At 71.3% G+C, this 7,394-nt stretch carries 4 protein-coding genes; 2 read left to right on the top strand and 2 right to left on the bottom strand.

Translation table 11 applies throughout. From position 1 onward, the window contains the following. Positions 1–160: 160 nt before the first annotated feature. Complete coding sequence (gene ppdK / locus ABZ646_RS35500) at positions 161–2,881, bottom strand: pyruvate, phosphate dikinase (RefSeq protein WP_360528402.1); 2,721 nt, start codon at positions 2,879–2,881, stop codon at positions 161–163. A gap of 421 nt (positions 2,882–3,302) precedes the next feature. Next, positions 3,303–4,523 (bottom strand): ROK family protein, encoded by a 1,221-nt coding sequence (locus ABZ646_RS35495; RefSeq protein ID WP_360528399.1) that lies wholly within the window; start codon positions 4,521–4,523, stop codon positions 3,303–3,305. Between the two features lie 120 nt (positions 4,524–4,643). Between ABZ646_RS35495 and ABZ646_RS35490 the strand changes: the two genes are divergently transcribed. Next, positions 4,644–6,050 carry a hypothetical protein gene (locus ABZ646_RS35490; RefSeq protein ID WP_360528396.1) on the top strand — a complete coding sequence of 469 codons (1,407 nt, stop codon included), beginning with the start codon at positions 4,644–4,646 and terminating at the stop codon, positions 6,048–6,050. Between the two features lie 81 nt (positions 6,051–6,131). After that, positions 6,132–7,394, top strand: a 1,263-nt coding sequence (locus ABZ646_RS35485; protein ID WP_360528393.1) for a glycogen debranching N-terminal domain-containing protein, incomplete at its 3' end; no start/stop codon positions are given.

The raw sequence follows: 7,394 nt of genomic DNA, 5'->3' as shown, positions 1-7,394 counted from the left end.
GCACACGGTCGGCGTCGAGATCTCCGCCCGCATCCCGAAGGCGCGGCACCCCCCGCACAGGGGTGCCGCCCCTCTTTTGTGTGCCGGGGCCGCCGTCCATCGGTCTTGAGGGTCGGGGACGGACGGCGGACCCGGGGTTCACAGGAGGCCTGGTGCGGCCTCAGCGGTGGTCGCTGCCCGCCGACTGGGTCGCCGCCCGGCCGGCCTCCAGGCGGGCCACCGGGATGCGGAACGGGGAGCAGGAGACGTAGTCGAGGCCCACCTCGTGGAAGAAGTGGACGGACTCCGGGTCACCTCCGTGCTCGCCGCAGACGCCCAGCTTGAGGTCGGGGCGGGTGGCTCGGCCGGCCTTCGCGGCCGCCGCGACCAGGGAGCCGACGCCGTCCCGGTCGATCGTCTCGAAGGGGGAGACGCCGAAGATGCCCTTCTCCAGGTACGCGGTGAAGAAGGATGCCTCCACGTCGTCGCGGCTGAAGCCCCAGACCGTCTGCGTCAGGTCGTTGGTGCCGAAGGAGAAGAACTGCGCCGCCTCGGCGATCTGGCCGGCCGTCAGGGCCGCCCGCGGCAGTTCGATCATTGTGCCGATGGACAGCTTGAGGCTGGTGCCGGTCGCCGCCTCGACCTCCGCGATGACCTGGTCGGCCTCCTCGCGGACGATCTCCAGCTCCTGGACCGTGCCGACCAGCGGGATCATGATCTCCGCACGGGGGTCGCCCTTGGCGTTCTTGCGTTCGGCGGCGGCCTCGGCGATGGCGCGGACCTGCATGGTGAACAGGCCGGGGATGACCAGGCCCAGGCGGACGCCGCGCAGGCCCAGCATCGGGTTCTGCTCGTGCAGGCGGTGGACGGCCTGCAGGAGGCGCAGTTCGTTCTCGTGGGGTTCCTGGCGGGACTCCGCGAGGGCCACGCGGACCGAGAGTTCCGTGATGTCGGGGAGGAACTCGTGCAGCGGGGGGTCGAGGAGGCGGACCGTCACCGGGAGGCCGTCCATCGCCGAGAAGAGTTCGACGAAGTCCTTCTTCTGGAGCGGGAGGAGGGCGCTCAGGGCCTCCTCCCGGTCCTCCTGGGTGTCCGCCAGGATCAGGCGTTCCACCAGCTCACGGCGGTCGCCGAGGAACATGTGCTCGGTGCGGCACAGGCCGATGCCCTGAGCGCCGAAGCGGCGGGCGCGCAGCGCGTCCTCGGCGTTGTCGGCGTTGGCGCGCACCCGCAGCCGGCGCTTGCGGTCCGCGAACGCCATGATGCGGTGGACGGCCTCGACGAGTTCGTCGGCGTCCTGGGCGCCCGCGTGCATCCGGCCCTCGAAGTACTCCACGACCGGGGAGGGGACCACCGGGACCTCGCCCAGGTAGACCTTGCCGGAGGAGCCGTCGATGGAGATGACGTCGCCCTCCTCGACCACGTGACCGCCCGGGACCGTCATCCGGCGGCGCTTGGTGTCGACCTCGAGGTCCTCCGCGCCGCACACACAGGTCTTGCCCATGCCACGGGCGACCACGGCCGCGTGGGAGGTCTTGCCGCCCCGGGAGGTGAGGATGCCCTCCGCCGCGATCATGCCGTCGAGGTCGTCGGGGTTGGTCTCGCGGCGGACCAGGATGACCTTCTCGCCCGAGCGGGACCACTTCACCGCGGTGTACGAGTCGAAGACCGCCTTGCCGACCGCGGCGCCCGGCGAGGCCGCGATGCCCCGGCCGACCTGCTGCGCCTTGGCCTGCTCGTCGAAGCGCGGGAACATCAGCTGGGCGAGTTGGGCGCCGGTGACCCGCTGGAGGGCCTCGGTCTCGTCGATCAGGCCCTGGTCGACCAGCTGGGTGGCGATCCGGAAGGCCGCGCCCGCGGTCCGCTTGCCGACGCGGGTCTGAAGCATCCACAGCTGGCCGCGCTCGATGGTGAACTCGATGTCGCAGAGGTCCTTGTAGTGGTTCTCCAGCGTCTCCATGATCTGCATCAGCTGGTCGTACGACTTCTTGTCGATCTGCTCCAGCTCCGCGAGCGGGACCGTGTTGCGGATGCCCGCGACCACGTCCTCGCCCTGGGCGTTCTGGAGGTAGTCGCCGTAGACGCCCTGGTGCCCCGAGGCGGGGTCGCGGGTGAAGGCGACGCCGGTGCCGGAGTCGGGGCCCAGGTTGCCGAAGACCATCGAGCAGACGTTGACGGCGGTGCCGAGGTCGCCGGGGATGCGCTCCTGGCGGCGGTAGAGCTTGGCGCGGTCGGTGTTCCAGGACTCGAAGACCGCCTTGATGGCGAGGTCCATCTGCTCGCGCGGGTCCTGCGGGAAGTCCCGGCCGGCCTCGGCCTTGACGATCTTCTTGAACCTGGTGACCAGCTTCTTGAGGTCGGCCGCCTCCAGGTCGGTGTCGACGGTGACCTTCTTGGCGTCCTTGGCCGCGTCGAGGGCCTCCTCGAAGAGCTCGCCGTCGACGCCGAGGACCGTCTTGCCGAACATCTGGATGAGGCGCCGGTAGGAGTCCCAGGCGAAGCGGTCGTCGCCGGCCTGCTTGGCCAGGCCCTGGACCGACTTGTCGGAGAGGCCGATGTTCAGGACCGTGTCCATCATGCCGGGCATGGAGAACTTGGCGCCGGAGCGGACCGAGACCAGCAGCGGGTTGTCGGCCTGGCCGAGCTTCTTGCCCATCCGTCCTTCGAGGGCGTCGAGGTGCGCACTCACCTCGTCACGCAGTGCCGTGGGCTCCGCGCCGCTGTCGAGGTAGACCTTGCAGGCCTCGGTCGTGATGGTGAAGCCGGGGGGAACGGGGAGTCCCAGGTTCGTCATCTCGGCGAGGTTCGCGCCCTTGCCACCGAGGAGGTCCTTGAGGTCCTTGTTTCCCTCGGTGAAGTCGTAGACGAACTTCGCTACGTGGGGTTCTTTGTTTTCCGACACGGGTCTCGACTCCCTCGAGGACGCGGTGGCTGCCCTGACGGCGAGGAACATACCCAGATCGAAGGCGTCTGGGTACGTCTACTTGCGTGTCATGCACCCGTAACCGGTCGTCCGCCAGTGGATTGAAAGTCAAAGCTTGGCAAGCCGTAGTCCGGTTGTGTTTTCACTTCTTGAACACATCATCACCCACCGCCGCACGATTTCGCTCATCTGAGCGACCATCCCGCACGTCTGATTTCGATCGATGAACGATCAAAGGGTGGCACCCAGTGCCACCCTTTGGAGAAGTGCAGTCGCCCATGATCCGCTCATCTGAGCGCAACCCTTATCAAGGGTGGCGAGAATCACGCTGCCACAGACCGCCGCGGTTCACCATGCGGACAGCGGAACGGGACCGAAACGCGCCGGTCACACGCACCGGTCACACGCCCAGCGCCAGCAGCCGTTCCTCCACCCGCTCCGGCGCGTACAGCTGCGCCACGACCAGCAGCCCGGCACCCACCAGCCCGGCCCGGTCCTCCAGTCGCGAGGTGACGACGTCCAGGTGGGCGGTGGAGCGGGGCAGCGCCCGCTGGTACAGCAGCTCCCGCACACCGGTGAGGAACGGCGTGCCCGCGAGGTCCCCGGCGATCATCAGGACACCGGGATTGAGCAGGGTGACGACCGTCGCCAGCACGTCCCCGACCCGGCGGCCGGCCTCCCGCGCCAGCGCCGCCGCCTGCGGATGGCCCGCGGCGAGCAGATCGCGCACATCCGAGCCCGAGGCCGCCGGAACCCCCGCCTCCGCCAGTCGCCCGGCCACCGCGCCACCGCTGGCGACGGCGGCGAGGCAGCCGTACGAACCGCAGCGGCACTGCGCCTCGGCGCCCACCCGGATGTGGCCGATGTCCCCGGCGCCGCCGTCGACGCCCCGGAAAATGGCACCGTCGACCACGACCCCGGCGCCGATGCCGGTCGAGACCTTCACCAGGACGAACGCGGAGCAGTCGGGGTGTCCGGTGCGCTGCTCGCCGTACGCCATCAGGTTCGCGTCGTTGTCCACCACGACCGGGACCGCGGGCGCGCCGGTGTGTTCCGTGAACGCCCTGGCCAGCCGTCCCCGTATGTCGTAGCCGTCCCAGCCCGGCATGATCGGGGGCTGCACGACCCGGCCGGTGTCCGTGTCGACGGGGCCCGGTACCGCGAGGCCGATCCCGCAGACCTCGTCCGCGCGGTGGCCGGCCTTCGTCAGCAACTCGGCGAACCAGTGGCCGAGTTCGGAGAGCACCGGCTCCGGTCCATCCTGGATGACCAGGGTGCCGGAGTGCTCCGCGAGGATCTCGCCGCTCAGCGAGAGCACGGCGGCCCGGGCGTGGCGGGTCTCCAGGTCGGCGGCGAGCACCACCGCGTGGGAGTCGTCGAATTCCAGGGTGATGGAGGGGCGTCCGCCGAGCGGCGAGTCGACCGGGCCGCCGGCGCCCTCGCGCAGCCAGCCCGCGCGGAACAGCCGGTCCAGGCGCAGACCCACGGTCGCACGGGAGAGCCCGGTCTCCTGCTGGAGCGCACCGCGCGTCACGGCCCGTCCACTGCGGACCAGTTCGAGCAGTTCGCCCGCGCTCGCCTGCCCGCCGCCCCTGCCGGTTCTCCCCGGACGTCCGGTCATGCGCACCCCCTTGTGTTTCTCAAGCTTGCATTACATATTGAGTTTTGCGTGTTAAATAGACGTAACCCTACGGTAGCCACAGCCGAACCCGGTCGGCCGGACGTCTTCGGGGAGTCCCGAGTGGATCGCACTGCCCAGCTCACCGCCCATGCGCCCGCTGTCGGGGTCGCATACGATCCACCGCCCGCCCTTCCGAACGGCCCGGCGTCCGTGCACGTCACGGCCGCACGCGTGCTCGACGACAACTGGACCGGCACCTCGACCGTGCCCTCCCGGCGGCTGTATCCGCACCAGTGGTCATGGGACTCGGCGTTCGTCGCGATCGGGCTGCGGCACCTGTCGCCGCTGCGCGCGCAGACGGAGCTGGAGACGCTGCTGGCCGCCCAGTGGGCCGACGGGCGGATCCCGCACATCGTGTTCAACCCCTCCGTACCCCTCGACGCGTACTTCCCGAGCCCCGACTTCTGGCGCTCCTCGACCGCGGGGCGCGCCGCGGGCGCCCCGCGCACCGTACAGACCTCCGGGATCGTGCAGCCACCGGTGCACGCGCTGGCCGCCTGGCTGGTGCACCTCGCCGACCCGGGCCTGTCCCGGGCGCGCGGCTTCCTGGCCGGCGTGTACCCGCGGCTCGCCGCCTGGCACCGCTATCTGCTGCACCGGCGGGACCTGGGCGGCGGCGGGCTGATCTCGGTCGTCCACCCCTGGGAGCAGGGGATGGACAACAGCCCGTGCTGGGACGCCCCCCTCGCCCGCGTCGTCCCGGCCCCGGCGCGTTCCTTCCGCCGCGCCGACCTGGACCACGGCGCCCCCGAGGACCGGCCGACGGACCTGGACTACGGGCGGTACGTGCGGCTCGCGGCCGACTACCGGGACGCCGGGTACGCGGACCACGGGCGGGAGTTCGCCGTCGAGGACCCCGCGTTCAACGCGCTGCTCGTCGCCTCCGAGCACGCCCTCGCCCGGATCGCGCGGGAGCTGGGGGCGACCGGCACGGCACGGCACGCGCGGGCCGAGCGGCTGACGGCGGCGCTGGTGGACCGGTTGTGGGACCCGGAGCGGGAGATCTTCCTCTGCCGGGACCTGCGCGGCGACGGCGGCCTGATCCCGGAGCGCTCGGTCTCCGGGCTGGTCCCGCTGCTCCTGCCCGAACTGCCGGCCGGGACCGCCGCCGCGCTGGTACGGACCCTGACCGGCCCGCACTTCGGCACCGCCACCCACCTGGTCCCCAGCTACGACCTGCTCGGCGAGGCCTTCGACCCGCACCGCTACTGGCGCGGGCCCGCCTGGTTCAACACCGGCTGGCTGCTGGAGCGGGGGCTGCGCGAACACGGCGAGCGGGAGCGGGCGGACGCGCTGGCCGAGGCGCTCGTCGGGACCGCCGGCGCGAGCGGGTTCGCCGAGTACGTCGACCCGGGCACCGGCGAGGCGTGCGGTGCGACCGGCTTCAGCTGGACGGCGGCACTCGCCCTCGACCTGCACCACAGCTCGAAGCACGCGAAAACACCTGAAACAGTCAAAGCATTCTAAAAATAGACAAGACCTGACAAAACGACGTGTCTTCGTCGTGGGCGGCACGTTCGACCTGGGTGACAAAGGAGGGGACCGGGGATGACGGACCGGCATCACCTGCTCGTGCACGGCGAGACGTTCGCCGCCGTGGACGACCACGGAGACATCAGCGGCGTCCGGGGTGGCGGCTCTCCGGACGGGTTGTTCGTACGGGACGCCCGGCACCTCAGCCGCTGGCAGCTGACGGCCGACGGGGCGCTGCCCGAGGTGCTCACCCCGGTCGCCGACGGGGACGGCGCGCGCTGTGTGCTGGTGCCGCGCGGCGGCCGCCAGGAGCCGCCCGCACACACGCTGTTCCGGGAACAGGCCGTCGGGGACGGCTCGTTCGTCGAGTCCCTGCGGGTCACCAGCAACCGCCCGGTGCCCACCACGATCCGGCTCGCGATCACCGCCGACGCCGACTTCACCGACCAGTTCGAACTCCGCGCCGACCACCGCACCTACACCAAGTCCGGGGCCGTGCGCTCCCGTCAGATCCTCGACGACGGACTGGAGTTCGGCTACCGCCGGGGCGAATGGCGGTCCTGTACGACGATCACGGCCGACCCGGCGCCGGACGGCGTGGAGGAGACCGGCACCGGGGCCCGGCGGATGGTGTGGACGCTGGAGCTGGCCCCGTACGGCACGACCGAGCTGGTCGTCCGGGTGATCGGGCGCCCGCACGGCGACCGGCGGGCGCTGCGCGTACCTCGCGACCCGGCCGCGCTCAACAAGCAACTGCTCGCTGAGGAGGGCGAGTTCGTGGAAGGCGTGGCCTTCCCGACCGGCTGGCCGGAGCTGGCGGCGGCCTGTGCCCGCGGCCTCGCCGACCTCGCCACGCTCCAGGTGCCGGCCACCGGACCGGACGGGGAGCAGCTCCGGGTCCCCGCCGCGGGAGCCCCCTGGTTCCTCACCCTGCTCGGCCGCGACGCCCTGCTCACCTCCCTCTTCGCCCTCCCCTACCGGCCGCAGCTGGCCGCCGCCACCCTCCCGGCGCTCGCCGCCACCCAGGCGACCGAGACCGGCACGAACTCCGTGGCCCAGCCCGGGAAGATCGTCCACGAGGTACGGCACGGGGAGCTGGCCCACTTCGGGCAGGTGCCGTACGGGCGTTACTACGGGTCCGTCGACGCGACCCCGCTCTTCCTGATCCTGCTCGGCGCGTACGTGGAGCGCACCGGGGACCTCGCGACGGCCCGGCGACTGGAGCGCCACGCGCGCGCGGCCGTCGGCTGGATCCAACAAACCATCTCAGGCGCTGGAGCCGACAGCCTCGTTCTCGCGGAACGGCAAGGCCAAGGTCCTGTCCTACGGCCACGCACA

The sequence above is a fragment of the Streptomyces sp. NPDC007162 genome, assembly GCF_040634175.1.
Lineage (GTDB): Bacteria > Actinomycetota > Actinomycetes > Streptomycetales > Streptomycetaceae > Streptomyces.
Note: the sequence above shows the minus strand (reverse complement) of the source record. Positions and strands in the feature narration are given on the sequence as shown.

Excerpts from the sequence above, each read along its gene's own strand:
- ABZ646_RS35495 (WP_360528399.1), bottom strand. The coding sequence starts at position 4,523 with ATGACCGGACGTCCGGGGAGAACCGGCAGGGGCGGCGGGCAGGCGAGC.